The 23,755-nt window shown below is 72.2% G+C and carries 19 protein-coding genes; 15 read left to right on the plus strand and 4 right to left on the minus strand.

Going from position 1 to position 23,755, the window contains the following annotated elements:
- The first annotated feature begins 88 nt into the window (after nt 1-88).
- The 4 genes from secD to ACFWXO_RS27705 all read left to right on the plus strand — a co-directional run bounded on the left by secD (nt 89) and on the right by ACFWXO_RS27705 (nt 6,223).
- Nucleotides 89-1,924, plus strand: a complete 1,836-nt coding sequence (gene secD / locus ACFWXO_RS27690; RefSeq protein WP_375890008.1) for a protein translocase subunit SecD — start codon at nt 89-91, stop codon at nt 1,922-1,924.
- Nucleotides 1,925-1,928: 4 nt separating this feature from the next.
- On the plus strand, nt 1,929-3,029 hold the full coding sequence (secF, locus tag ACFWXO_RS27695) for a protein translocase subunit SecF (RefSeq protein WP_380526842.1): 1,101 nt from the start codon (nt 1,929-1,931) through the stop codon (nt 3,027-3,029).
- A 29-nt stretch (nt 3,030-3,058) separates the two neighbouring features.
- Nucleotides 3,059-3,610 (plus strand): adenine phosphoribosyltransferase, encoded by a 552-nt coding sequence (locus tag ACFWXO_RS27700; protein WP_375890004.1) that lies wholly within the window; start codon nt 3,059-3,061, stop codon nt 3,608-3,610.
- A 96-nt stretch (nt 3,611-3,706) separates the two neighbouring features.
- Complete coding sequence (locus tag ACFWXO_RS27705; RefSeq protein WP_375890002.1) at nt 3,707-6,223, plus strand: RelA/SpoT family protein; 2,517 nt, start codon at nt 3,707-3,709, stop codon at nt 6,221-6,223.
- Nucleotides 6,224-6,315: 92 nt separating this feature from the next.
- Here the strand turns inward: ACFWXO_RS27705 and ACFWXO_RS27710 are convergent, their stop codons facing one another.
- Together ACFWXO_RS27710 and ACFWXO_RS27715 are read right to left on the minus strand one after the other, a co-directional pair.
- Nucleotides 6,316-7,545, minus strand: a complete 1,230-nt coding sequence (locus ACFWXO_RS27710) for a DUF349 domain-containing protein (protein ID WP_375890000.1) — start codon at nt 7,543-7,545, stop codon at nt 6,316-6,318.
- A 265-nt stretch (nt 7,546-7,810) separates the two neighbouring features.
- Nucleotides 7,811-8,650 (minus strand): peptidylprolyl isomerase, encoded by an 840-nt coding sequence (locus ACFWXO_RS27715; protein ID WP_380526845.1) that lies wholly within the window; start codon nt 8,648-8,650, stop codon nt 7,811-7,813.
- A 238-nt stretch (nt 8,651-8,888) separates the two neighbouring features.
- Between ACFWXO_RS27715 and ACFWXO_RS27720 the strand changes: the two genes are divergently transcribed.
- From ACFWXO_RS27720 to rpsD, 7 genes are all read left to right on the plus strand, one after another.
- Nucleotides 8,889-9,596: an MBL fold metallo-hydrolase gene (locus ACFWXO_RS27720; RefSeq protein ID WP_360230103.1), complete on the plus strand. Its 708-nt coding sequence runs from the start codon at nt 8,889-8,891 to the stop codon at nt 9,594-9,596.
- A gap of 11 nt (nt 9,597-9,607) precedes the next feature.
- Nucleotides 9,608-10,870: a histidine--tRNA ligase gene (hisS, locus tag ACFWXO_RS27725; protein ID WP_375889996.1), complete on the plus strand. Its 1,263-nt coding sequence runs from the start codon at nt 9,608-9,610 to the stop codon at nt 10,868-10,870.
- Entirely contained in the window at nt 10,867-12,657 is a 1,791-nt protein-coding gene (aspS, locus tag ACFWXO_RS27730; protein ID WP_375889994.1) for an aspartate--tRNA ligase, read from the plus strand. Before hisS ends, aspS begins: the two co-directional genes overlap by 4 nt.
- A gap of 98 nt (nt 12,658-12,755) precedes the next feature.
- The gene (locus tag ACFWXO_RS27735) at nt 12,756-13,274 is read left to right on the plus strand and encodes a GNAT family N-acetyltransferase (RefSeq protein WP_380526848.1); all 519 of its coding nucleotides are present in this window, start codon (nt 12,756-12,758) and stop codon (nt 13,272-13,274) included.
- A gap of 120 nt (nt 13,275-13,394) precedes the next feature.
- Nucleotides 13,395-14,216 carry a polyphosphate kinase 2 gene (gene ppk2, locus ACFWXO_RS27740; protein ID WP_375889991.1) on the plus strand — a complete coding sequence of 274 codons (822 nt, stop codon included), beginning with the start codon at nt 13,395-13,397 and terminating at the stop codon, nt 14,214-14,216.
- Between the two features lie 68 nt (nt 14,217-14,284).
- Complete coding sequence (locus ACFWXO_RS27745; RefSeq protein ID WP_380526850.1) at nt 14,285-15,715, plus strand: replication-associated recombination protein A; 1,431 nt, start codon at nt 14,285-14,287, stop codon at nt 15,713-15,715.
- 312 nt (nt 15,716-16,027) lie between these two features.
- Nucleotides 16,028-16,642, plus strand: coding sequence for a 30S ribosomal protein S4 (rpsD, locus tag ACFWXO_RS27750; RefSeq protein ID WP_030240707.1), 615 nt, complete (start codon nt 16,028-16,030; stop codon nt 16,640-16,642).
- Nucleotides 16,643-16,767: 125 nt separating this feature from the next.
- On the opposite strand, the gene ACFWXO_RS27755 is transcribed toward rpsD, so the two are convergent.
- The gene (locus ACFWXO_RS27755; protein ID WP_375889988.1) at nt 16,768-17,085 is read right to left on the minus strand and encodes a tetratricopeptide repeat protein; all 318 of its coding nucleotides are present in this window, start codon (nt 17,083-17,085) and stop codon (nt 16,768-16,770) included.
- A gap of 48 nt (nt 17,086-17,133) precedes the next feature.
- The gene (locus ACFWXO_RS27760) at nt 17,134-19,353 is read right to left on the minus strand and encodes an ATP-binding protein (protein WP_380526852.1); all 2,220 of its coding nucleotides are present in this window, start codon (nt 19,351-19,353) and stop codon (nt 17,134-17,136) included.
- A gap of 218 nt (nt 19,354-19,571) precedes the next feature.
- Here ACFWXO_RS27760 and ACFWXO_RS27765 point away from each other — a divergent pair, with 218 nt between their 5' ends.
- The 4 genes from ACFWXO_RS27765 to ruvX are packed head-to-tail and all read left to right on the plus strand — an operon-like array spanning nt 19,572 to nt 23,635.
- Nucleotides 19,572-20,051, plus strand: a complete 480-nt coding sequence (locus ACFWXO_RS27765; protein WP_375889985.1) for a DUF948 domain-containing protein — start codon at nt 19,572-19,574, stop codon at nt 20,049-20,051.
- 4 nt (nt 20,052-20,055) lie between these two features.
- A complete protein-coding gene (locus ACFWXO_RS27770; protein ID WP_375889983.1) occupies nt 20,056-20,487 on the plus strand; it encodes a DUF6167 family protein in 432 nt (143 codons plus the stop codon).
- The gene (alaS, locus tag ACFWXO_RS27775; RefSeq protein WP_375889982.1) at nt 20,487-23,156 is read left to right on the plus strand and encodes an alanine--tRNA ligase; all 2,670 of its coding nucleotides are present in this window, start codon (nt 20,487-20,489) and stop codon (nt 23,154-23,156) included. Before ACFWXO_RS27770 ends, alaS begins: the two co-directional genes overlap by 1 nt.
- Complete coding sequence (ruvX, locus tag ACFWXO_RS27780) at nt 23,156-23,635, plus strand: Holliday junction resolvase RuvX (protein WP_380526855.1); 480 nt, start codon at nt 23,156-23,158, stop codon at nt 23,633-23,635. Before alaS ends, ruvX begins: the two co-directional genes overlap by 1 nt.
- The last annotated feature ends 120 nt before the right edge of the window (nt 23,636-23,755 follow it).

A 23,755-nucleotide genomic window follows, 5' to 3' on the forward strand; every position in this document is an offset into this window, starting at 1 on the left:
GGCCGCAGACCCGCCATGCCCCCGTCCCGCCACGAGCCGGACGGGGGTCCGGTCGGCGACGTGGCATGGACAGGGAGAAACGAGCAAGGTGGCAACACCCAAGTCGCGCCCGCGCGACGGCTACCCAGGGCGGGCGCTGGCCCTCATCCTGGTCGTCACCGTCGGACTGGTCGCCCTCATGTTCGGGACGGGCAACACCAAGCCCCGGCTCGGTATCGACCTCGCAGGCGGCACCAGCATCACGCTGACCGCGAAGTCGAAGGATCCCAAGGCGATCACCAAGGCGAACATGGACATCGCCGTCGGGATCATGGAGCGCCGCGTCAACGGGATGGGTGTCTCCGAGGCGGAGGTCCAGACCCAGGGCTCGGACACGATCATCGTGAACATCCCCAAGGGCGGCGACAAGCAGAACGCGGCGGACCAGGTCGGTACCACCGCCCAGCTGTTCTTCCGTCCGGTCCTGGCGGTCGCGCCGAGCGGCTTCACGCCGCCCGCGCCGCCCACCGGCACCCCGTCCGCGGGCGCCTCGGGCACCCCGAGCGCCGCCCCGTCGGGCAGCGCGACGCCCACGGCCGGCGCGAGCGGCTCCGCGAGCCACGCTCCCACCCCGTCCGCCAGCGCGAGCGCCACCAAGCAGGGCCGCTCCGTCGGTGAGGCCCTGGCCGCCGAGGGCTCCACCCCGAGCCCCGCCGCCACCGGCGTCAGCGGCACCCCGTCCGCCCCCGCCACCGGGTCGGCCGCCCCGAGCGCCCAGGCCACCCAGCCGAGCGCCGCCGACGTGAGCGCGGCGATGACCCAGGGCACCGTGCCGCCGGAGCTGGCCACCGCGTTCGCCAACCTCGACTGCACCAAGCCGGAGCAGCGCTCGACCCAGACCGGCGCCGTGGACAAGGCCGTCGTCGCCTGCTCGCAGAAGCCCGTCAAGGGCGGCTACTACGAGAAGCTGGCGCTCGGCCCCGTCGCGGTCAAGGGCTCGGACGTCTCCAAGGCCCAGCCCAGCCTCGACACCCAGACGGGTGCCGGCTGGCAGGTCCAGCTGCAGTTCAACGGCACCGGCACCGACGCCTTCACCAAGGTCACCGGCCAGCTCGCCTCCCAGACCCCGCCGAACAACCAGTTCGCGATCGTGCTGGACAACGAGGTCGTCTCGCACCCGCAGGTCAACGGCCCGATCCCCGGCGGCAGCGCCGTGATCACCGGCCAGTTCAGCCAGCCCGAGGCGCAGGACCTCTCCAACGTGCTGAGCTACGGCGCCCTGCCGCTGGAGTTCAGCAAGGGCGACGTCACCACCGTCTCCCCGGCGCTCGGCAGCGACCAGCTCAAGGCGGGTCTGATCGCCGGCGCGATCGGCATGCTGCTGGTGGTCGCCTACTCGCTGATCTACTACCGCGGCCTCGGCCTGGTCTCGATCGCCGGTCTGCTCGTCTCGGCGGCCCTGACCTACTCGATCATGAGCCTGCTCGGCGGCGGGATCGGCTTCGCGCTGAACCTGCCCGCGGTCTGCGGCGCGATCGTCGCGATCGGTATCACCGCAGACTCCTTCATCGTGTACTTCGAGCGCATCCGCGACGAGGTCCGCGACGGCGCCCCGCTGCGCCCGGCCGTCCAGCGGGCCTGGCCGCGGGCCCGACGCACCATCCTGGTCTCGGACTTCGTCTCCTTCCTCTGTGCCGCGGTGCTCTACGTGGTCTCGGTCGGCAAGGTCCAGGGCTTCGCGTTCACCCTGGGTCTGACCACCGCGCTGGACGTCGTGGTGATCTTCCTCTTCACCAAGCCGATGATCACGCTGCTGGCCCGGCGGAAGTTCTTCTCCGACGGCCACCCGTGGTCCGGCCTGGACCCGAAGCGGCTGGGCGCCCGCCCGCCGCTGCGCAGCACCCGTCGCCGTAACTCCTCCTCTGCCGCCGTGAAGGAGGCCTGACACCGTGTCGCGCTTCTCCAATCTGGGCCACCGGCTCTACCAGGGCGAGGTCAGCTTCGACTTCGTCGGGCGCCGCAAGCTCTGGTACTCGATCTCCGGCGTGATCGTGCTGATCGCGGCGATCGGCCTGGCGATGGGCCTGCACCTGGGCATCGAGTTCAAGGGCGGCTCGGTCTACACCGTGACCAAGCCGGGCCTGTCGGTCTCCCAGGCCCAGGACACCGCCGACGGGATCGTCTCCTCGCACCCGCTGGTGCAGTCGACGGACAGCAACAAGATCCGCATCCAGGTCAGCAGCGACGAGACGAAGAGCTCGGACGAGATCCGTTCGCAGCTCTCGCAGAAGCTCGGCGTGCCGCTGGACACCGTCGAGGCCCAGGTGATCGGCCCCAGCTGGGGCAAGCAGATCTCCAACAAGGCGCTCACCGGCCTGGTCGTCTTCATGGTCCTGGTGACGGTCTACCTGGCGATCGCCTTCGAGTGGCGGATGGCGGTGGCCGCCCTGGTCGCCCTCATCCACGACCTCCTGATCACCATCGGCGTCTACGCCCTGGTGGGCTTCGAGGTCACCCCCGGTACGGTGATCGGCTTCCTGACCATCCTCGGGTACTCGCTCTACGACACGGTCGTCGTCTTCGACACCGTGAAGGAGAACGCCAAGGGGATCACCAAGCAGAACAAGCTCACCTACAGCGAGGCGGCCAACGCGGGCCTCAACCAGACCCTGGTGCGCTCGCTCAACACCACCGTGGTGGCGCTGCTGCCGGTCGCCGCGCTGCTGTTCATCGGTGGCGGCCTGCTGGGCGCCGGCACCCTGAACGACATCTCGCTCGCGCTGTTCATCGGCCTCGCGGCCGGTGCCTACTCCTCGATCTGCGTCGCCACCCCGCTGCTGGCTCAGCTCAAGGAGGAGCAGCCGGAGATGAAGGCGCTGCGCAAGCGCGTCCTGCAGCACCGGGCCGCCGCGGCGGCCAAGGGCGAGGGCGCCGACGCGACGGCGACCGACGAGGGTCCGGAGGACGACGAGCCTGCGGGTATGGTCGGTCAGCGCGGCCGGTCGGCCGGCACCACCCGTGCCAAGGGCCGTCCGTCCACCAAGCGCTGAACCGCACCCGACCCTGAGGACAGAACACCGTGACCACCGCCGACACCGCACTGGCCGAGCTGCTGAACAGCCGGATCCGGGACGTCCCGGACTACCCGAAGCCGGGTGTGCTGTTCAAGGACATCGCGCCGCTGCTCGCCGACGCCGAGGCCTTCGGCGCCCTCACCCGGGCGCTGGCGGACCGGGCGCTGGAGCTCGGGGCGACCAAGGTGGTGGGCCTGGAGGCGCGCGGCTTCGTGCTGGCGGCTCCGGCGGCCTTCGCGGCCGGGCTCGGCTTCGTGCCGGTCCGCAAGGCCGGGAAGCTGCCCGGCGAGGTGTTCCGGCGCTCGTACGAGCTGGAGTACGGCTCGGCGACGCTGGAGGTGCAGTGCGACGCCTTCACGCCCGGTGAGCGGGTGCTGGTGGTGGACGACGTGCTGGCCACCGGTGGCACCATCGGTGCCTCGCTGGACCTGGTGAAGGAGGCCGGCGCCGAGCTGGCGGGCGTCGTGGTGCTGATGGAGCTGGGCTTCCTGGACGGCCGCGAGCGGCTGGCCGGGCACCTGGGCGACGCCCCGCTGGAGACGCTGGTCACGGTCTGAGGGGCAGGACGGAAGGACGGCGGTCGGATCATCCGGCCGCCGTCCTTCCGTTTCCGGGCCCGGCCCGATGAACACCGGGCTGCCCGGCTCGGTACCATGAAGATTCATCCCCTCCCGGTAGTGCCCGGACCGCACGGGCCTCGGCGGGGGTCGGCCCCGGTGCCCCGAGGAGTGTCCTTGCCCGACGAGGTTGTGCCCACGGCCGCAGCGGCCGCCCCCGAGAACCACCCCACGCCCTCGGGGGCCACCCCGGCACGCCCGGCGCCGGCCTCCTCGCGCCAGCTCGCCCCGCTCGGCCGCGGCTCCGGCAGCGGCGGCGGGATGCGCGCCCGGCTGGCCCGCCTCGGCGGCCAGCGCTCCAGCGTGCTCAACCCCGTCCTGGAGCCGCTGTTCCGCTCGATCCGGGCGAACGACCCCAAGGCCGACCCGGCGCTGCTGCGCGACATCGAGCGCGCCTACGCCGTCGCCGAGAAGTGGCACCGCGGGCAGAAGCGCAAGAGCGGCGACCCGTACATCACCCACCCGCTGGCGGTCGCGACCATCCTGGCCGAGCTCGGCATGGACGCCGCGACCCTGATGGCGGGGCTGCTGCACGACACCGTCGAGGACACCGACTACGGCCTGGAGACCCTGCGCAAGGACTTCGGCGACTCGGTGGCCCTGCTGGTCGACGGCGTCACCAAGCTGGACCGGGTCAAGTTCGGCGAGGCCGCGCAGGCCGAGACCGTCCGCAAGATGGTCGTGGCGATGGCCAAGGACCCCCGGGTCCTGGTGATCAAGCTCGCCGACCGCCTGCACAACATGCGCACCATGCGCTACCTCAAGCGGGAGAAGCAGGAGAAGAAGGCCCGCGAGACGCTGGAGATCTACGCCCCGCTGGCGCACCGGCTGGGCATGAACACCATCAAGTGGGAGCTGGAGGACCTCGCCTTCGCGATCCTCTACCCCAAGATGTACGACGAGATCGTCCGGCTGGTCGCCGAGCGCGCCCCCAAGCGGGACGAGTACCTGGCGACCGTCATCGACCAGGTCCAGGCGGACCTGCGCGGCGCCCGGATCACCGCCTCCGTCACCGGCCGGCCGAAGCACTACTACTCGGTCTACCAGAAGATGATCGTCCGGGGCCGGGACTTCGCCGAGATCTACGACCTGGTGGGCATCCGGGTCCTGGTCGACACCGTCCGCGACTGCTACGCGGCGCTGGGCACCATCCACGCGCGGTGGAACCCGGTGCCGGGGCGGTTCAAGGACTACATCGCGATGCCCAAGTTCAACATGTACCAGTCGCTGCACACCACGGTGATCGGTCCGGGCGGCAAGCCCGTCGAACTCCAGATCCGCACCTTCGACATGCACCGGCGGGCCGAGTACGGCATCGCCGCGCACTGGAAGTACAAGCAGCGCGCCGTCGCCGGGGCCTCCAAGATCCGCACCGACACCCCGACCCAGGTCCGCAAGGACGACAAGGCCGGCGCCGTCAACGAGATGGCCTGGCTGCGACAGCTGCTGGACTGGCAGAAGGAGACCGCCGACCCGGGCGAGTTCCTGGAGTCGCTGCGCTTCGACCTGGCCAGCAACGAGGTCTTCGTCTTCACCCCCAAGGGTGACGTGATAGCCCTGCCGGCCGGCTCGACCCCGGTCGACTTCGCCTTCGCGGTGCACACCGAGGTCGGCTACCGGACCATAGGGGCCCGGGTCAACGGCCGTCTGGTGCCGCTGGAGTCGACCCTGGAGAACGGCGACGCCGTCGAGGTGTTCACCTCCAAGGCGGAGAACGCCGGACCCTCCCGGGACTGGCTGGGCTTCGTCAAGTCCCCGCGCGCCCGCAACAAGATCCGCGCCTGGTTCTCCAAGGAGCGCCGCGAGGAGGCGATCGAGCACGGCAAGGAGGCGATCGTCCGGGCGATGCGCAAGCAGGGCCTGCCGATCCAGCGGATCCTGACCGGCGACTCGCTGGTCACCCTGGCCCACGAGATGCGCTACCCCGACATCTCCTCGCTCTACGCCGCCATCGGCGAGGGGCACGTCGCCGCGCAGAACATCGTCCAGAAGCTGGTCCAGGCGCTCGGCGGCGAGGAGGGGGCCACCGAGGACCTCGCCGAGACGGCCACGCCGACCCACGACAACCGGCGGGCCGTGCGCCGCCGGGCCAAGGGCGACCCCGGCGTGATCGTCAAGGGCGTCGAGGACGTCTGGGTCAAGCTGTCCCGCTGCTGCACTCCGGTGCCGGGCGACCCGATCGTCGGCTTCGTCACCCGCGGCAACGGCGTCTCGGTGCACCGCGCCGACTGCGTCAACGTGGAGTCGCTGAGCCAGCAGCCCGAGCGGATGATCGACGTCGAGTGGGCGGCGACCCAGTCCTCGGTCTTCCTGGTGGCCATCCAGGTCGAGGCGCTGGACCGCTCCCGGCTGCTCTCGGACGTCACCCGGGTGCTCTCCGACCAGCACGTCAACATCCTGTCGGCGGCGGTCCAGACCTCCCGGGACCGGGTGGCGATGAGCCGCTTCACCTTCGAGATGGGCGACCCGAAGCACCTGGGCCACGTGCTCAAGGCGGTCCGCGGCGTCGAGGGCGTGTACGACGTCTACCGGGTCACCTCGGCCCGCAAGTAGCCGCACGCACGAGGAAGGCCCCCGGGGAGCTCCCCGGGGGCCTTCCTCGTGCAGTGCACTCAAGTGCGCTGAGCGGGCTCAGCGGGCCGGAATCAGCCGCTGAACTCCTCCTGGCTCCGGTGGGCCTGCTCCAGCAGGGTCTCCACACCGGAGAGCTCGGCCTCCAGCTTGGCGACCTTGCCGGCGTTGCCCGCCGAGCGGGCCTTGTCCAGGTCGGCCCGGAGCTTGTCGGCCTTCGCCTCGAACAGGCCCACCATGCCGGCCGCGCGGGCCTTGGCCTCCGGGTTGGAGCGCTTCCACTCGCTGTCCTCGGCCTCGCGGATGGCCCGCTCGACCGCGTTCAGCCGGCCGTCCAGCTTCGGACGGATGTCGCGCGGGACGTGGCCGATGGCCTCCCAGCGCTCGTTGACCTCGCGCAGCGCGGCCTTGGCGGCCTTGAGGTCGGTGATCGGCAGGATCGCCTCGGCCTCGGTGGCCAGCGCCTCCTTGAGCTTCTGGTTCTCCACCTGCTCGGCGTCGCGCTCGCTGAACACCGCGGAACGGGCCTGGAAGAACACGTCCTGGGCGCCGCGGAACCGCGCCCACAGCTCGTCCTCGACGTCCCGCTGCGCCCGGCCGGCGGACTTCCAGCGCGCCATCAGGTCGCGGTAGGCGGCCGCGGTGCTGCCCCAGTCGCTGGACGAGGAGAGCGCCTCGGCCTCGGAGACCAGCGCCTCCTTGGTCTGCCGGGCGTGCTCGCGCTCGGCGTCCAGGGTGGCGAAGTGCGCCTTGCGGTGCTTGGAGAAGACCGAGCGGGCGTGCGAGAAGCGGTGCCACAGCTCGTCGTCGCTCTTGCGGTCCAGCCGCGGCAGGCCCTTCCAGGTGTCCACCAGGGCGCGCAGCCGGTCCCCGGCCTCCCGCCACTGGGTGGACTCGGCGAGCTGCTCGGCCTCGGAGACCAGCGCCTCCTTGGCGGTGCGGGTCTCGTCCTGGGCCTTGGCGCGGGCGGCCTTGCGCTCCTCCCGCCGGCTCTCGATCTCACCGGTGAGCGTGTCCAGGCGCTTGGCCAGCGCGTCCAGGTCGCCGACCGCGTGCCCCTCGGTGACCTGGGCGCGGAGGTGCTCCAGCGCGGTCTGGGCGTCCTTGGCGGCCAGGTCGGTGGTGCGCACCCGCTTCTCCAGCAGGCCGATCTCCACCTCGATGCCCTGGTACTTGCGCTCGAAGTAGGCGAGGGCCTCCTCGGGCGAGCCGGCCTGCCAGGAACCCACGACGCGTTCGCCGTCCGCCGTCCTGACGTACACCGTGCCCTGCTCGTCCACACGGCCCCACGGGTCGCTGCTCATAGCGCGTCCTCCACATGACGTCGCGCCCGCTCCGGGGCGGCGCACGACCGTCGTCCACAGTTGATGTGCGGCGGACCGATGAGTCCGCCGTCCCCGTCCGCCGTGCCTTGCTGCCGAGGGTGACGGCTAGGCGGGTCCGGGCACCCTATACAACGCCAACATAGGCGACCAGGACCGGTGCTGTCCGCATCCGGGCCGGGCGATTTCGGTCCGGGACCGGGCGGGGGGCGCTGCGCGCGCCCGCCGCCGGTGGTCCCGGGTTCGGTCAACCCTTGGACACCGTAACCGAGTTGAGGGTGACGTCGGCCATCGGGTGGCCGTCGCCGGCGCCCTCCAGGGTGCCCGCGGCGGCGATCTTCTGGACCACGTCCAGGCCGCCGGTGATCTTGCCGAACGGGGTGTAGTTCGGCGGCAGCTGGGTGTCCTTGTAGACCAGGAAGAACTGGCTGCCGTTGGTGCCCGGGCCCGCGTTGGCCATCGCCACGGTGCCCGCCGGGTAGGTCGCGCCGGTCAGGTTCTCGTCCGCGAACTGGTAGCCGGGGCCGCCCGAACCCTTGGCGGTCGGGTCGCCGCACTGGAGCACGAAGATGCCGTCGGTGGTGAGTCGGTGGCACTTGGTGTGGTCGAAGTACTGCTCGCCCGCCAGGAAGTTGAACGAGTTCACGGTGTGCGGGGCCTTGGCCGCGTCCAGCGTGACGGTGACCTTGCCGCAGTTGCTGTCCAGCGACATGGTGTACGAGGCACCCTTGTCGATCGACATGGCCGGCTCGGCCTTGAACTGCTTGCCGTTGGGCGAGCCCGCCGCCGGGGCGGCGCAGCCCTCGACCGGCTTGCGGGTCGGGGTGGCGGCCGGGTCGGCCTGGGCCGGGTCGCTCTGGCTCGGCGCGGCCTGCGGGGTGGCGGCGGCCGAGGTGCCCTTGTCCTTGTCGGAGCTGAACGCGCCGCCGGCGAGGAGCCCGCCGCCGGCCAGCACCACCACCGCGAGCGAGGCGCCCAGGATCGTGTTGCGGCGCCGCCGGGCGGAGGCCGCCTCGGCCCGGCGCTGCGTCTGGCGCTCGTACTTCTCGCGGGCGAGCTGCCGCCGCCGCTGTTCGCTGCTGACCACCGGCCGTGTCTCCTGAGCATGTGCGGGAAAAGTGGATGGGTTCCGGAGCGGATCATCGCACCCATCGGCGGCCAAGTGTAGGGACCGGGCCCGTAAGGACGCGGTGAACCTGTCATGGCCCCGGCCCGCCACCGCCTATCTGGTTCGCAACCGGACCCGGACCGCCGGTAGGCTTCCCTTACGTCATCACTACTGGTAGCCACCGCAGCCCACCGCCGCACCCACCCGAAGGACGCGCGTGTTCATCGCCGGATTCCCCGCTGGAGCCTGGGGCACCAACTGCTACCTGGTCGCGCCGGCGGCGGGCGAGGAGTGCGTCATCGTCGACCCCGGGCACCAGGCCGCGCAGGGCGTCGAGGAGCTCATCCGTGAGCACCGGCTCAAGCCCGTCGCCGTCCTGCTCACCCACGGCCACATCGACCACGTCGCCTCGGTGGTCCCGGTCTGCGGCGCCCGCGGCGTCCCGGCCTGGATCCACCCCGAGGACCGGTACATGATGTCCGACCCGGAGAAGGCGCTCGGCCGTTCCCTGGGCACCCAGTTGATGGGCGAGCTCACCGTCGGGGAGCCCGACGACGTGCGCGAGCTCACCGACGGCAGCGTGCTGGAGCTGGCCGGCCTGCGGCTCACCGTGGACCACGCCCCGGGCCATACCGGGGGGTCGGTGACCTTCCGGACGCCCGGTGCCGAGGACCTCCCCCCGGTGCTGTTCTCGGGCGACCTGCTGTTCGCCGGCTCCATCGGGCGTACCGACCTCCCGGGCGGGGACGGCGAAGCGATCATGCGCTCGCTGGCCCGGGTGTGCCTGCCCCTCGACGACTCCACCGTGGTCCTCTCCGGCCACGGCGGTCAGACCACCATCGGCCGCGAGCGCGCCACCAACCCCTACCTCCGACAGGCAGCGGGGGCGGCCGGCGCCCCGGCTTTCCCGCGACGAGGAATGTGACGGAAGAGAAGTTGAGCACCTTCACCGCCCCCAAGGGCACCTACGACCTGCTGCCCCCCAGCTCCGGGACCTTCCTGGCGATCCGCGAGCGCATCGCCGCGCCCGCCCGCCGGGCCGGTTACGGCTACGTCGAGACCCCGGTCTTCGAGGACGTGAAGCTGTTCTCCCGCGGTGTCGGCGAGTCCACCGACATCGTCTCCAAGGAGATGTACACCCTCACCACCAAGGGCGGCGACGAGCTCGCGCTGCGCCCCGAGGGCACCGCCTCGGTGCTGCGCGCCGCGCTCCAGGCCAACCTGCACAAGCAGGGCAACCTGCCGGTCAAGCTCTGGTACTCCGGCTCGTACTACCGCTACGAGCGCGCCCAGAAGGGCCGCTACCGCCAGTTCTCCCAGGTCGGCGCGGAGGCGATCGGCGCCGAGGACCCGGCGCTGGACGCCGAGCTGATCATCCTGGCCGACGACGCCTTCCGCGCGCTGGGCCTGAGCGACTACTCGCTGCTGCTCAACAGCCTCGGCGACAAGCAGTGCCGCCCGGTCTACCGCGCCGCCCTGATCGAGTTCCTCTCCGGCCTGGACCTGGACGAGGAGACCCGCCGCCGTGCGGAGATCAACCCGCTGCGCGTGCTGGACGACAAGCGCGAGTCGGTGCAGGAGCAGCTGGTCGGCGCGCCGATGCTGCGCGACTTCCTGTGCGAGGAGTGCAAGGCGTACGACGAGAAGGTGCGCGAGCTGCTCACCGCCGCCGGCGTCGCCTTCGTCGACGACCCGAAGCTGGTCCGCGGCCTGGACTACTACACCCGCACCACCTTCGAGTTCGTGCACAACGGCCTCGGCGCCCAGTCCGCGATCGGCGGCGGCGGCCGCTACGACGGCCTGTCCGAGATGATCGGCGGCCCGGCGCTGCCGTCCGTCGGCTGGGCGCTCGGCGTGGACCGCACCTACCTGGCCCTGGAGGCCGAGGGCGTCGCCCTCGACCTGCCGCCCGCCACCTCCGTCTACGCCGTCGCGCTCGGCGAGGAGGCCAAGAACCTGCTGTTCGCCAAGGTGGTCGAGCTGCGCCGGGCCGGCGTCGCCACCGACCTCGCCTTCGGCGTCAAGAGCATCAAGAACGCCATGAAGTCCGCCGACCGGTCCGGCGCCCGCTTCGCCCTGATCGCCGGTGACCGGGACCTCGCCGAGGGCGTCGTCCAGCTCAAGGACATGAGCACCGGCGAGCAGTCCCCCGTCGCCCTCGACGCACTCGTCACCACCTTGAAGGAGAAGCAGCTGTGATCCGCACGCACGACGCGGGCACGCTCCGCCCGGAGCACGCAGGCACCACCGTCACCCTGGCCGGCTGGGTCGCCCGCCGCCGCGACCACGGCGGCGTCGCCTTCATCGACCTGCGCGACGCCTCCGGCACCGTGCAGATCGTGGTCCGCGACCTCGACTCGGTGCACGGCCTGCGCGCCGAGTACTGCGTCAAGGTCGTCGGCGACGTCCGGGTCCGCCCCGAGGGCAACGAGAACCCGGACATCCCGACCGGCGCGGTCGAGGTCGTCGTCAGCGACATCGAGGTGCTCTCCGAGGCCGCCCCGCTGCCGTTCCCGGTCGCCGAGTACGAGCCGGGCACGGTCAACGAGGAGGTCCGGCTGCGCTACCGCTACCTGGACCTGCGCCGCGAGGGCCCGGCCAAGGGCCTGCGGCTGCGCTCGAAGGTCAACAACATCATCCGCCGGGTGATGGAGGAGAACGACTTCCTCGACATCGAGACGCCGTACCTCACCCGCTCCACCCCCGAGGGCGCCCGCGACTTCCTCGTCCCGGTCCGCCTGCAGCCCGGCCACTGGTACGCCCTGCCGCAGTCGCCCCAGCTGTTCAAGCAGCTGCTGATGGTGGCCGGCATGGAGCGGTACTACCAGATCGCCCGCTGCTTCCGCGACGAGGACTTCCGCGCCGACCGCCAGCCGGAGTTCACCCAGCTGGACATCGAGGCCTCCTTCGTCGACCAGGAGGACATCCTGGCCCTCGGCGAGAAGATCGTCGGCTCGATCTGGCGCGAGGTCCACGGCTACGAGATCCCGAACCCGCTGCCGCGGATGACCTACGCGGACGCCATGGGCCGCTACGGCTCCGACAAGCCGGACGTCCGCTTCGGCCAGGAACTCACCGACCTCACCGAGTACTTCAAGGGCACCGAGTTCCGCGTCTTCCAGGCCCCGTACGTCGGTGCCGTGGTCATGCCGGGCGGCGCCTCGCAGCCGCGCAAGCAGCTGGACGCCTGGCAGGACTGGGCCAAGGCGCGCGGCGCCAAGGGCCTCGCCTACGTGCTGATCGACGGCGAGACCGGCGAGCTGCGCGGCCCGGTCGCCAAGAACCTCTCCGCGGAGCACCTGGCCGGCCTCGCCGCCGCGGCCGGCGCCAAGAACGGCGACGCGGTCTTCTTCGCGGCCGGCAAGGAGCGCCCCTCGCAGGAGCTGCTCGGCGCCGCCCGCCTGGAGATCGGCCGCCGCTGCGAGCTGATCGACGAGTCCCAGTGGGCCTTCCTCTGGGTCGTCGACTTCCCGATGTTCGAGCCGATCGAGGACGACAAGGGCCAGTTCCAGGGCTGGCACGCGGTGCACCACCCGTTCACCGCCCCGACCGCGGAGTCGCTGGACACCTTCGACACCGACCCGGGCGCGGCCCTGTCCAACGCCTACGACCTGGTCCTCAACGGCTCGGAGCTGGGCGGCGGTTCGATCCGTATCCACCAGCGGGACGTCCAGAAGCGGGCGTTCGACGCGATCGGCCTGTCCGAGGAGGAGGCGGCCTCGCAGTTCGGCTTCCTGCTGGACGCCTTCAACTACGGCCCGCCGCCGCACGGCGGGGTCGCCTTCGGCCTCGACCGGATCGTCACGCTGCTCGGCGGCTACGACACCATCCGCGACGTCATCGCCTTCCCGAAGACGTCCACCGGTGGTGACCCGCTGACCGGCGCGCCGACCCCGATCACCCCGGCCCAGCGCCGCGAGGCCGGCGTGGACGCCCAGCCCAAGGTCCGCGAGGACGCCAAGCCCGAGGCGCAGCCCAAGAGCTGACGCCTCGTCATACGCGCTAACCTGCAACGGCCCCGGACGGTCCACCCACCGTCCGGGGCCGGTCCACAACGTGGTGTGACACAGGGAGGGTTGACTCGATGCAGGTCACCACGAGAGTCGAATGTCCGCAGGACGCCCCGGCGACCAGGCGCGTGCTCATGGCCGCGTTCCCCGGGCCGGACGAGGCGGATCTGGTGGATGCGCTGCGCCGCGACCCGGCCTGGCTGCCCGGGCTGTCGCTGGTCGCGGTCGACGACGGCGGGCTGGTGATCGGCCACGCCCTGCTGACCCGGCTGCGGGTCGGTGACGGCGGCGGGGCCGGTGACGCGCTGGCGCTCGCGCCGGTGGCGGTGGCGCCCGAGTGGCAGCGCCGGGGCGTCGGCGAACTCGTCGTCCGGGCGGCGCTGGCGGCCGCCGAGGAGGCGGGGGAGAAGCTGGTGGTGGTGCTCGGCGATCCCGGGTACTACGGACGGTTCGGCTTCATCCCGGCCGGGTGGCACGAGGTCTCCGGCCCGTTCGAGGTGCCGGAGGCGTACTTCCAGGTGCTGCCGCTGGCGGCGTACGACGGCGACCCGCGCGGGCTGTGCCGCTACCCGGAGCCCTTCGTCGCGGTCTAGCGGACGTCTCGGGGGCGTCCCGCGATCCGGTTCGCCCCTTCCTCCGGTCCGACCTGCGGGGTCACCGTTCTGCGCCTACGGTGAAGGGTCATCGGCAGTAGTCGGACGGAGGACCCGAGAGTGGCCAAGGGGCAGCAGCGGACCGCGAAGCCGGAACGACTGGCGAAGAAGCCGTACGAGCGGGAACTGCTGCGGCTGCAGCAGGAGCTGGTGAAGCTCCAGGAGTGGGTGCGGGTCGAGGGCGCCCGCCTGGTGGTGGTCTTCGAGGGGCGGGACGCGGCCGGCAAGGGCGGGGCGATCAAGCGGGTGACGGAGTACCTGAACCCGCGCATCGCCCGGGTCGCGGCGCTGCCCACCCCGACCGAGCGGCAGAAGACCCAGTGGTACTTCCAGCGGTACGTCGAACAGCTCCCGGCGGCCGGGGAGATCGTGCTGTTCGACCGCAGCTGGTACAACCGGGCCGGGGTCGAGCGGGTGATGGGCTTCTGCAGCGACGAGGAGTACTGGCAGTTCCTGCACCAGTGCCCGACCTTCGAGCAGATGCTGATCGAGGCGGGCATCCTGCTGCGCAAGTACTGGTTCTCGGTCAGTGACACCGAGCAGGAGCAGCGGTTCCGGGACCGGCTGGAGGACCCGATGAAGCGCTGGAAGCTCTCCCCGATGGACGTGGAGTCGATCACCCACTGGGAGGACTACTCGCGGGCCAAGGACGAGATGTTCGTCTACACCGACATCCCGCAGTCGCCCTGGCACGTGGTGGAGAGCGACGACAAGCGGCGGGCCCGGATCAACATGATCGCCCACCTGCTCTCCACCGTCCCGTACCACGAGGTCGCCCCGCCGCGGATCGAGCTGCCGCCCCGCCCGGCCCCGCACGGCTACCAGCGGCCCCCGCGCGATCTGCAGAAGTACGTCCCGGACCACGCCGCCGGGCTGCGGTAGCCGGCATCGCGCGGGGGCGGGCACCGCGCGGGGGCGGGCCTGTCGGCGGGCTCAACTAGGCTTCCGGTGTGGACGAACCGGACCTCTTCACCGCCGCCGCCGAGGAACTCCAGGCCAGGGAGCCCGGCCGGGCCCCGCTGGCCGTACGGATGCGCCCGCGCACCCTGGACGAGGTGGCCGGGCAGCGGCAGCTGCTGAAGCCGGGCTCGCCGCTGCGCCGGCTGGTGGCGGGCTCCCGCGGGCCGGCCGCCACCAGCTCGGTGATCCTCTGGGGGCCGCCCGGCACCGGCAAGACCACCCTGGCCCACGTGATCAGCCAGGCCGTGGAGGGCCGCTTCGTCGAGCTCTCCGCGATCACCGCCGGGGTCAAGGAGGTCCGGGCGGTGATCGACGGCGCCCGGCGGGCGGTCGGCATGTCCGGCCGGGAGACGGTGCTGTTCCTGGACGAGATCCACCGCTTCTCCAAGGCCCAGCAGGACTCGCTGCTGCCCGCCGTGGAGAACCGCTGGGTCACCCTGATCGCGGCGACCACCGAGAACCCGTACTTCTCGGTGATCTCCCCGCTGCTGTCCCGTTCGCTGCTGCTCACCCTGGAGTCGCTCACCGACGAGGACGTCCGGGCGCTGCTGCGCCGGGCGGTGGAGGACGAGCGCGGCCTGGAGGGCGCGCTGGAGCTGACCCCGGAGGCCGAGGACCACCTGGTGCGGCTCGCCGGCGGGGACGCCCGGCGGGCGCTGACCACGCTGGAGGCGGCGGCCGGGGCGGCGCTGGAGAAGGGCGAGGCGAGCATCTCGCTGGCCACCACCGAGACCGCCGTGAACCAGGCGGCGGTGCGCTACGACAAGGACGGCGACCAGCACTACGACGTGGCCAGTGCGCTGATCAAGTCGATCCGCGGCAGCGACGTGGACGCCACGCTGCACTACCTGGCCCGGATGATCGAGGCGGGGGAGGACCCGCGGTTCATCGCCCGGCGGCTGATGATCTCGGCCAGCGAGGACGTCGGCCTGGCCGACCCGACGGCGCTGCAGACGGCGGTGGCGGCGGCCCAGGCGGTGGCGCTGATCGGCTTCCCGGAGGCCCGGATCATCCTGTCCCAGGCGGCGATCGCGCTGGCGCTGGCGCCCAAGTCCAACTCGGCCTACCTGGCGATCGACGCGGCGCTGGCGGACGTGCGGCAGGGGCTGGCCGGGGCCGTCCCGCCGCACCTGCGGGACGCCCACTACGGCGGCGCGGGCAAGCTCGGGCACGGCCAGGGCTACCAGTACCCGCACGACCTGCCGGAGGGCATCGCCACCCAGCAGTACGCGCCGGACTCGGTGCACGGCCGGGAGTACTACCGGCCGAACCGGCGCGGCGGCGAGGTGCGGTACGCGGACACCGTGGACTGGACGCGCGGGCGGCTGCGGGGGGAGCGCCGGAGCGCCGAGAAGCAGGCGGACAGGGCTGAGAGGAAGGCTGGGGAGGCCGGGGAGGCGCCCGGGGAAAAGGGCGCGTGATCCACCGGTATACTCGGTCGGAGTGCCAAGTCCCGGGACGGCGGCGGGGGAGACCCCACCGACCGGCCGCACCAGCGGGACATCGGCCGTAGGCCTCCTCCGGGAGGCCCGCACCAGGAGCGTCGCGCACCGTTTCGGTGTCGCGGACGGCCCGGTTTTCCGGGCCCTCCGTGTGACCAGCACTTCATGTGCCCGGCTCCGGAGAGCGGCTGATCCCTTCGCGCAGGCGTCGGGGTTATCTCCGGGTCGCGACATGCGACCTCCGTCAACACCTGGTGAAAGCCGTATTCGTAAGCAAGGAAGGTTTGGTTCATGGCGAACCAGAAGCGTCCCAAGGTCAAGATCGCGCGTGCGCTCGGCGTGCCGCTGACCCCGAAGTCCGTCAAGTACTTCGAGGCCCGCCCGTACCCGCCCGGCCAGCACGGCCGTGGTCGCAAGCAGAACTCGGACTACAAGGTCCGTCTGCTCGAGAAGCAGCGTCTGCGCGCCCAGTACGACCTGAGCGAGAAGCAGATGGCCCGCGCGTTCGACCGCGCGAAGAAGGCCGAGGGCAAGACCGGTGAGGCGCTCGTCGCCGACCTGGAGACCCGTCTGGACTCCCTGGTCCTGCGTTCGGGCATCGCCCGCACCATCTACCAGGCCCGCCAGATGGTCGTCCACGGCCACATCGAGGTCAACGGCGGCAAGGTCAACAAGCCGTCGTTCCAGATGAAGCCGGGCTTCGTGGTCACCGTCCGCGAGCGCTCCAAGGAGAAGGTCCCCTTCCAGGTCGCCCGTGAGGGTGGCTACGCGGGTGAGGGCCAGACCCCGAAGTACCTCGAGGTCAACCTGAAGGCCCTGGCCTTCCGCCTGGACCGTGCGCCGCAGCGCAAGGAGGTCCCGGTGATCTGTGACGAGCAGCTGGTCGTCGAGTACTACTCGCGCTGACCCGCGCTCGGTTCGCAGTTCGCCGAACCGGCAGCGAGCCCCCGTCGCCTTTCGAGGCGGCGGGGGCTCGTCCCTTTTCCGGTGCCGGTCGGCCTCCGGTCTCCCGGTGCCGGTCGGCCCTCCGGCTACAGCTCCGCGCCGGTCATCGCGGCGGCCAGCCGCAGGTGCGGGCGGGCCTCCTCGCCGCGGCCCTGGCGCTCCAGGGTGCGGCCGAGCATCAGCCGGGCGTAGTCCTCGGCCGGGTCGAGGTCGAGGATCCGGCGCAGTTCGGCCTCGGCGCGGCCGAGCTGGGCGGAGTGGAAGTAGCTGCGGGCCAGCAGCAGCCGGACCGAGAGGTTGGCCGGCTCCTCGGCCAGCACGCCTTCCAGCATGCGGGCGGCGTCGCTGTACGCCTTGGACTCGAAGTAGAAGTTCGCGAGGCGGTACTCGTCGTGGACGGCCATGGTGCTCCTTCCGGGTGGATCCTTGCCTCCTCAAGCAATCCGCAAGCTTCAGCTATTCCGCACCGGCGCCGGGGCCGGTGCGGGCGGCACCGAACAGGGTCCGGGGCCGGGTTCCGGGCCGCCCGGCGCGCCCCCGTCGCCGAGCGCCCGGCCGACCGCGGCGTCCAGGTCCAGCCGCCCGCCCACCTGGTAGCAGTCCTCGTACTCCTGCTCGGTGAGCCCGGCCCGGGCGCGCTCGGCGCACTCCTGGTGGGTGCCGAAGAAGGAGCGGGACCCCAGGAAGGGGTTGCCGACCGCGCGCCAGATCCGGTGCGCCGCGCCCTGCAGCACCCGGGCCTCGCACAGGGCGGCCGGCTCGCCCGGCGAGGGCGGCTCGGTCTCCAGCAGTGCCAGCAGGTCGATCCCCAGCACGATGCCGAGCAGGTCGTGGAAGCGGTGGTTCAGCCGGACGCACTCGCGGGCCAGCACGCGGGCCGGCTGGACGGCGCCGTCCAGGAAGTGCGAGTACGCCATCGCGTACAGCACGTAGCCGTACGCCCACTGCTCGCCGTGCTCCTCGCACACCTCGCGGGCCTGGCCGAACCAGAGCTCGGCGCTGTCCGGATCGCCCTGGAACAGGTAGGCGAGGCCCAGCTCGACCATCGCCATCACCACGTTGCTGTTGAGCTCGCCGATGGTCCGGTAGTGCCAGAGCGCCTCCTCGAACAGCTCGGCGGCGCGCTCCGGGTCGTCACCGATCAGGGCGGCGCAGCCCTGGCGGTGGACGGCGTAGGCGAGGGCCCGGTCGTCGCCGGTGTCCAGGGCCTGGCGGCGGCACTCCTCCAGGGCGGGGCGGGCGACGCCGAGGTCGCCCTGGAGGGTGGCCATGTAGCCGGTCACCCAGAGGGCCTTGGCCCGGACCTCGGTGGGCTCGCGGTCCAGGGCGAGCGCGCGGTCCAGCCAGTGCCGGCCCTCGCCGAGGTGGCCGCAGCCGACCCAGTAGAACCACAGGGTGCCGGCCAGCAGCAGGGCGATCTGCTCCTCGCCGGGCTCGGCGAGGCAGAACTCCAGCGCGGCGCGCAGGTTGGCGTGGGCGAGCAGGGTGCGCTCGGCGGTCTCGGCCTGCCGGGGGCCGAACCACTCGACCTCGCCCCAGGTGGCCACGCCCAGGTACCAGTCCCGGTGGCGGCGCAGCAGCCGGTGCTCCTCGCCGGCGGCGCGCAGCCAGTGGCCGCCGTACTCGCGCAGGGTGTCCAGCAGGCGGAAGCGGACGCCGAAGGCGCTGTCCTCGCGCAGCACCACCGACTTGGCGACGAGTTCGTCGAGCAGGTCGAGCACGTCCTCGGGCTCGATGCCCTCGCCGGCGCAGACGTACTCGGTGGCCTCCAGGTCGAAACTGCCGGCGAAGACCGACAGGCGGGCCCAGAGTAAACGTTCCTGCACTGTGCAGAGCTCGTGACTCCAGCCGATCGTGGTGCGCAGCGTCTGGTGTCTGGGCAGGGCCGTCCGGGAGCCGCCGGTGAGCAGCCGGAAGCGGTCGTCCAGCCGGGCCGTGATCTGCTCCACCGACAGCGCGCGCAGCCGTCCGGCGGCCAGCTCCACGGCCAGCGGGATGCCGTCGAGCCGACGGCAGAGCAGGCCGACCGCCTCCGCGTTCGCCTCCGTCACCGCGAAGGACGGCAGGACGGCCCGCGCCCGGTCGGCGAACAGCCGCACCGCGTCCGGCAGCGGGGCCGGGGCGTCCGGCCGCTCCTGCGGCGGGTCGACCGGCAGCGGGGTCAGCGTCAGCAGGTGCTCGCCCGAGGCCCGCAGCGCGGTGCGGCTGGTGGCCAGCACCCGCAGCCCGGGCAGCGCGCGCAGCAGCGCGTCGGTCAGCTCGGCGCACGCCTCCACCAGGTGCTCGCAGCCGTCCAGCACCAGCAGCAGGCGGCGCCCCGCCAGGTGCTCGCCCAGCACGTCCAACGGTGGCCGGGCGGTGCCGTCGGTCAGCCGCAGCGCCTCCAGCACGGCGTGGCCGAGCAGCAGCGGGTCCTGCACCGGGGCCACATCCACCAGCCAGGTGCCGTCCGGGAAGGCCTCGGCCGCCCGGTCCGCCGCCCGCAGCGCGAGCCGGCTCTTGCCGACCCCGCCGGGCCCGGTCACCGTCACCAGCCGCGCCCCGGCGAGCAGACCCGCCAGCTCGGCCAGTTCCCGCCCGCGCCCGACGAAGCCCGTCACCTCGGCGGGCAGCCGGCCCGGCTCCGACTCGCGCGGCCACGCCGCGGGCTGTGCTGTCCAGTCGCCGGCCAAGCGCTGCTCCCCGTTGTTCCCGGCCCGGACCGCGGCGGTCCGGACGTGCGTCGGGCCGTACGGGCGACGGCCCGCCTGGCTGAACGAGGTGACCGGACGGTAGGTTACGCGCGCGGTTCGCACATCCGGGCGAGGCCACGGCCGTGACCCGGTCCGGAAAGCGGACCCGGGCGCGATAGGGTTCGGTTGGGAACCGCAAGGCGAGGGAGCGCGCAGAAGTGTCCGTGGGAGAGCTGGCCGGCTTGCTCGTCGCCGTGTTCTGGGCGGTCCTGGTCACCCTGCTCGCGGTGGTGCTGGTGCGACTCTCCCGGGTGTTGAAGGAAGCCACCGTCCTGGTCTCCGCGGTCACCGAACAAGCCGTCCCGCTGTTGGCCGACGCCGGTGCCGCGGTGCGCAGCGCCAACGAGCAGCTGGACCGGGTGGACGAGATCACCGCCAACGTCCAGGACGCCGCCGCCAACGCCAAGGCGCTCTCCTCCACCGCGGCCGCCACCCTGGGCGGACCGCTCATGAAGGTCGCCGCGTTCAGCTACGGCGTCCGCAAGGCCGTCGCCAAGCAGCAGGGCACCCTGCCGAGCGTGCCGGTGCAGCCCGCCGAGCGCGACGAGCTGGCCCGGCTGATCCGGGCCGAGGTGCGCGCCGCGACCGCGCCCAGGAGCGGCCTGTTCTCCCGGGTCCGGCGAGCGGTGAGGGGCTGACCGGATGGCACGGATCTTCTGGATGGCGGTCGGCGCCGGCGCCGCGGTGTGGGCCATGAACAAGGCCAACGGCGCCGTGCAGCGGCTCACCCCGGACAGCCTCTCCGGCACCGCCGCGCGCGGTGCGCTGCACCTGGGCGACCGGGCCAGGCAGTTCGCCCAGGACGTGCGCTCCGGCATGGCCGAGCGCGAGGAGCAGCTCAAGGACGACCTCGGACTGCACGGCACGGCCGTGGCGGAGCCCCGGAGCACCCGCCGGGTGCTGCGCGGCGAGCCGCAGTACCGAGCTATCTCGGCGGTGCCCGGTCGCCCGGCCGCCGCCCTGCCCCCCGCCCGCGCCCTGCCCGACGGCGGGGGCCGCACCGTCCCACAGACCATTGAAGAAACGCCCCGCCGAGCCCTGCCGCGGGGCGGAACGAACCGGAAGGACCACTAATGGAGTCGGCTGAGATCCGCCGCCGCTGGCTGCGCTTCTTCGAGGAGCGCGGCCACACCGTCGTTCCGTCGGCGTCCCTGGTCGCCGACGACCCCACCCTGCTGCTGGTCAACGCCGGCATGGTGCCGTTCAAGCCCTACTTCCTGGGCGAGGTCAAGCCGCAGTTCTCGCGCGCCACCAGCGTCCAGAAGTGCGTGCGCACCCTCGACATCGAGGAGGTCGGGAAGACCACCCGGCACGGCTCCTTCTTCCAGATGTGCGGCAACTTCTCCTTCGGTGACTACTTCAAGGAAGGAGCCATCAAGTTCGCCTGGGAGCTGCTCACCACTCCCGTCGCGGACGGTGGCTACGGCCTGGAGAAGGAGAAGCTCTGGATCACCGTCTACAAGGACGACGACGAGGCCGAGCAGATCTGGCGCGACGTCATCGGCGTGCCCTCCGAGCGCATCCAGCGCCTGGGCATGAAGGACAACTTCTGGTCGATGGGCGTCCCCGGCCCGTGCGGCCCGTGCTCGGAGATCAACTACGACCGCGGCCCCGCGTACGGCGAGGAGGGCGGCCCGGCGGTCAACGGCGAGCGCTACCTGGAGATCTGGAACCTGGTCTTCATGCAGTACGAGCGCGGCCACGGCGACGGCAAGGACGGCTTCGAGATCCTCGGCGACCTGCCGAGCAAGAACATCGACACCGGTCTCGGCCTGGAGCGCCTCGCCGCCATCCTGCAGGACGTCGACAACCTCTTCGAGATCGACACCAGCCGGATGATCCTCGACCGCGCCGCCGAGCTCACCGGCCACACCTACGGCGCCGACCACAAGTCGGACGTCTCGCTGCGCGTGGTCACCGACCACATCCGCACCGCGCTGATGCTGGTCGGCGACGGCGTCACCCCCGGCAACGAGGGCCGCGGCTACGTGCTGCGCCGCATCCTGCGCCGCGCCATCCGCAACATGCGCCTGCTGGGCGCCACCGAGCCGGTGGCCAAGGAGCTCATCGACGTCGCGATCAAGGCGATGGCGCCGCAGTACCCCGACCTGGAGAGCGACCGCAAGCGCATCGAGACGGTCGTCGTCGGCGAGGAGGCGGCCTTCCTGCAGACCCTCAAGGCCGGCACCAACCTGCTGGACGTCGCGGTCACCGAGACCAAGCAGTCCGGTGGCGTGGTGCTCTCCGGCGACCAGGCCTTCAAGCTGCACGACACCTACGGCTTCCCGATCGACCTCACCCTGGAGATGGCCGAGGAGCAGGGCCTCCAGGTCGACGAGGCCGGCTTCCGCCGTCTGATGCAGGAGCAGCGGGACCGCGCCAAGGCGGACGCCAAGGCGAAGAAGATGGGCCACGCCGACGTCGCCGCGTACCGCGAGGTCGCCGACAAGTCCGGCGCGAGCGTCTTCACCGGCTACAGCCTGACCGAGGGCGAGGCCACCGTCGTCGGCCTGCTGGTGGACGGCGTCCCGGCGCCGGCCGCCTCCGAGGGCGACGAGGTCGAGCTGATCCTCGACCGCACCCCGTTCTACGCCGAGGGCGGCGGCCAGCTCGCCGACCACGGCCGGATCCGGCTGGAGTCCGGGGCGGTCGTCGAGATCCGCGACGTGCAGCAGCCCGTCCCGGGCGTCGTCGTCCACTCGGGCGGCGTGCTGTTCGGCGAGGTCGTGCTCGGCGCCTCGGCGTACGCCACGATCGACATCGACCGCCGCCGGGCGATCGCCCGCGCCCACTCGGCCACCCACCTGACCCACCAGGCGCTGCGCGACGCGCTCGGCCCGACGGCCGCCCAGGCCGGCTCCGAGAACGCCCCGGGCCGCTTCCGCTTCGACTTCGGCTCGCCCGCCGCCGTTCCGGGCAGCGTGCTGGTGGACGTCGAGCAGAAGATCAACGACGTGCTGGGCCGCGAGCTGGAGGTCACCGCCGAGGTCATGACGATGGACCAGGCCCGCAAGGCCGGCGCCATCGCGATGTTCGGCGAGAAGTACGGCGACGAGGTGCGGGTCGTCTCGATCGGCGACTTCTCCAAGGAGCTGTGCGGCGGCACCCACGTCGGCAACACCGCCCAGCTGGGCCTGGTGAAGCTGCTCGGCGAGTCCTCGATCGGCTCCGGCGTGCGCCGCGTCGAGGCGCTGGTCGGCGTCGACGCGTACAAGTTCCTGGCCCGCGAGCACACCGTGGTGGCCCAGCTCACCGAGCTGGTCAAGGGCCGCCCGGAGGAGCTGCCGGAGAAGATCTCGGGCATGCTCGCCAAGCTCAAGGACGCCGAGAAGGAGATCGAGCGCTTCCGCGCCGAGAAGGTGCTGGCCGCCGCGGCGGGCCTGGCCGACTCGGCCGAGGACGTGCACGGCATCGCCGTGGTCGCCGCGCAGGTCGCCGACGGCGTGGGCGCGGACGAGCTGCGCAAGCTGGTCCTGGACGTGCGCGGCCGTCTGGGCGCCCGCCCGGCCGTGGTCGCCGCGTTCACGGTGGCCAACGACCGCCCGCTGACCGTGATCGCGACCAACGAGGACGCCCGCGGCCGCGGCATCAAGGCCGGCGAGCTGGTCCGCACCGCCGCCAAGACCCTCGGCGGCGGCGGTGGCGGCAAGGACGACGTCGCCCAGGGCGGCGGCTCCAACCCGGCCGCGGTCGGCGAGGCAATCGCCGCGGTGCGCGGCCTGGTCGCGGAGCGCGCCAGCTGATGGAGCAGGAGGAGAGGCCCTTCCGGCGTGGGCGGCGGATCGCCGTCGACGTCGGTGACGCCCGGATCGGGGTCGCGTCCTGCGACCCCGACGGGGTGCTCGCCACACCGGTGGAGACCGTTCCGGCCGGGGTGAAGTCGCAGGCCAGGATCGCCGCGATCGTCGAGGAGTACGACGCGATCGAGGTGGTCGTCGGGCTGCCGCGCTCGCTCAGCGGCAAGGAGGGTCCGGCCGCGGAGAAGGTCCGGGCCTACGCCACGCGGCTGGCCAACCGGGTCTACCCGGTGACGGTGCGGCTGGTGGACGAGCGGATGACGACCGTCACCGCGACCCACGGGCTGCGCGCCTCGGGGGTCAAGGCGAAGAAGGGCCGCTCGGTGGTCGACCAGGCCGCCGCGGTGGTGATCCTCCAGACCGCCCTTGAGTCCGAACGGGTGAGCGGACGCCCGCCCGGTGAGAGCGTCGAGGCGACCGGCTGACCGGCCTGCTCTAACGTCCCGAAGAGGGGTGGGGGGGGGGGGCGGTGGGGGGCGGGGGGGCGGGGCCGGACAGCGGGAGCGGTTGTGGCGGGCGGTGGGAGAGTGGGACTGGGGGCGGGC

Source organism: Kitasatospora sp. NPDC059088, assembly GCF_042738155.1.
Taxonomy (GTDB): domain Bacteria; phylum Actinomycetota; class Actinomycetes; order Streptomycetales; family Streptomycetaceae; genus Kitasatospora.

What these genes read in the sequence shown, in the direction of transcription:
- ACFWXO_RS27705 (WP_375890002.1), top strand. Translation starts at nt 3,707, where the DNA reads ATGAAGATTCATCCCCTCCCGGTAGTGCCCGGACCGCACGGGCCTCGG.
- ACFWXO_RS27710 (WP_375890000.1), bottom strand. Translation starts at nt 7,545, where the DNA reads ATGAGCAGCGACCCGTGGGGCCGTGTGGACGAGCAGGGCACGGTGTAC.
- ACFWXO_RS27735 (WP_380526848.1), top strand. Translation starts at nt 12,756, where the DNA reads ATGCAGGTCACCACGAGAGTCGAATGTCCGCAGGACGCCCCGGCGACC.
- rpsD (WP_030240707.1), top strand. Translation starts at nt 16,028, where the DNA reads ATGGCGAACCAGAAGCGTCCCAAGGTCAAGATCGCGCGTGCGCTCGGC.
- ACFWXO_RS27755 (WP_375889988.1), bottom strand. Translation starts at nt 17,085, where the DNA reads ATGGCCGTCCACGACGAGTACCGCCTCGCGAACTTCTACTTCGAGTCC.
- ACFWXO_RS27770 (WP_375889983.1), top strand. Translation starts at nt 20,056, where the DNA reads ATGGCACGGATCTTCTGGATGGCGGTCGGCGCCGGCGCCGCGGTGTGG.
- alaS (WP_375889982.1), top strand. Translation starts at nt 20,487, where the DNA reads ATGGAGTCGGCTGAGATCCGCCGCCGCTGGCTGCGCTTCTTCGAGGAG.
- ruvX (WP_380526855.1), top strand. Translation starts at nt 23,156, where the DNA reads ATGGAGCAGGAGGAGAGGCCCTTCCGGCGTGGGCGGCGGATCGCCGTC.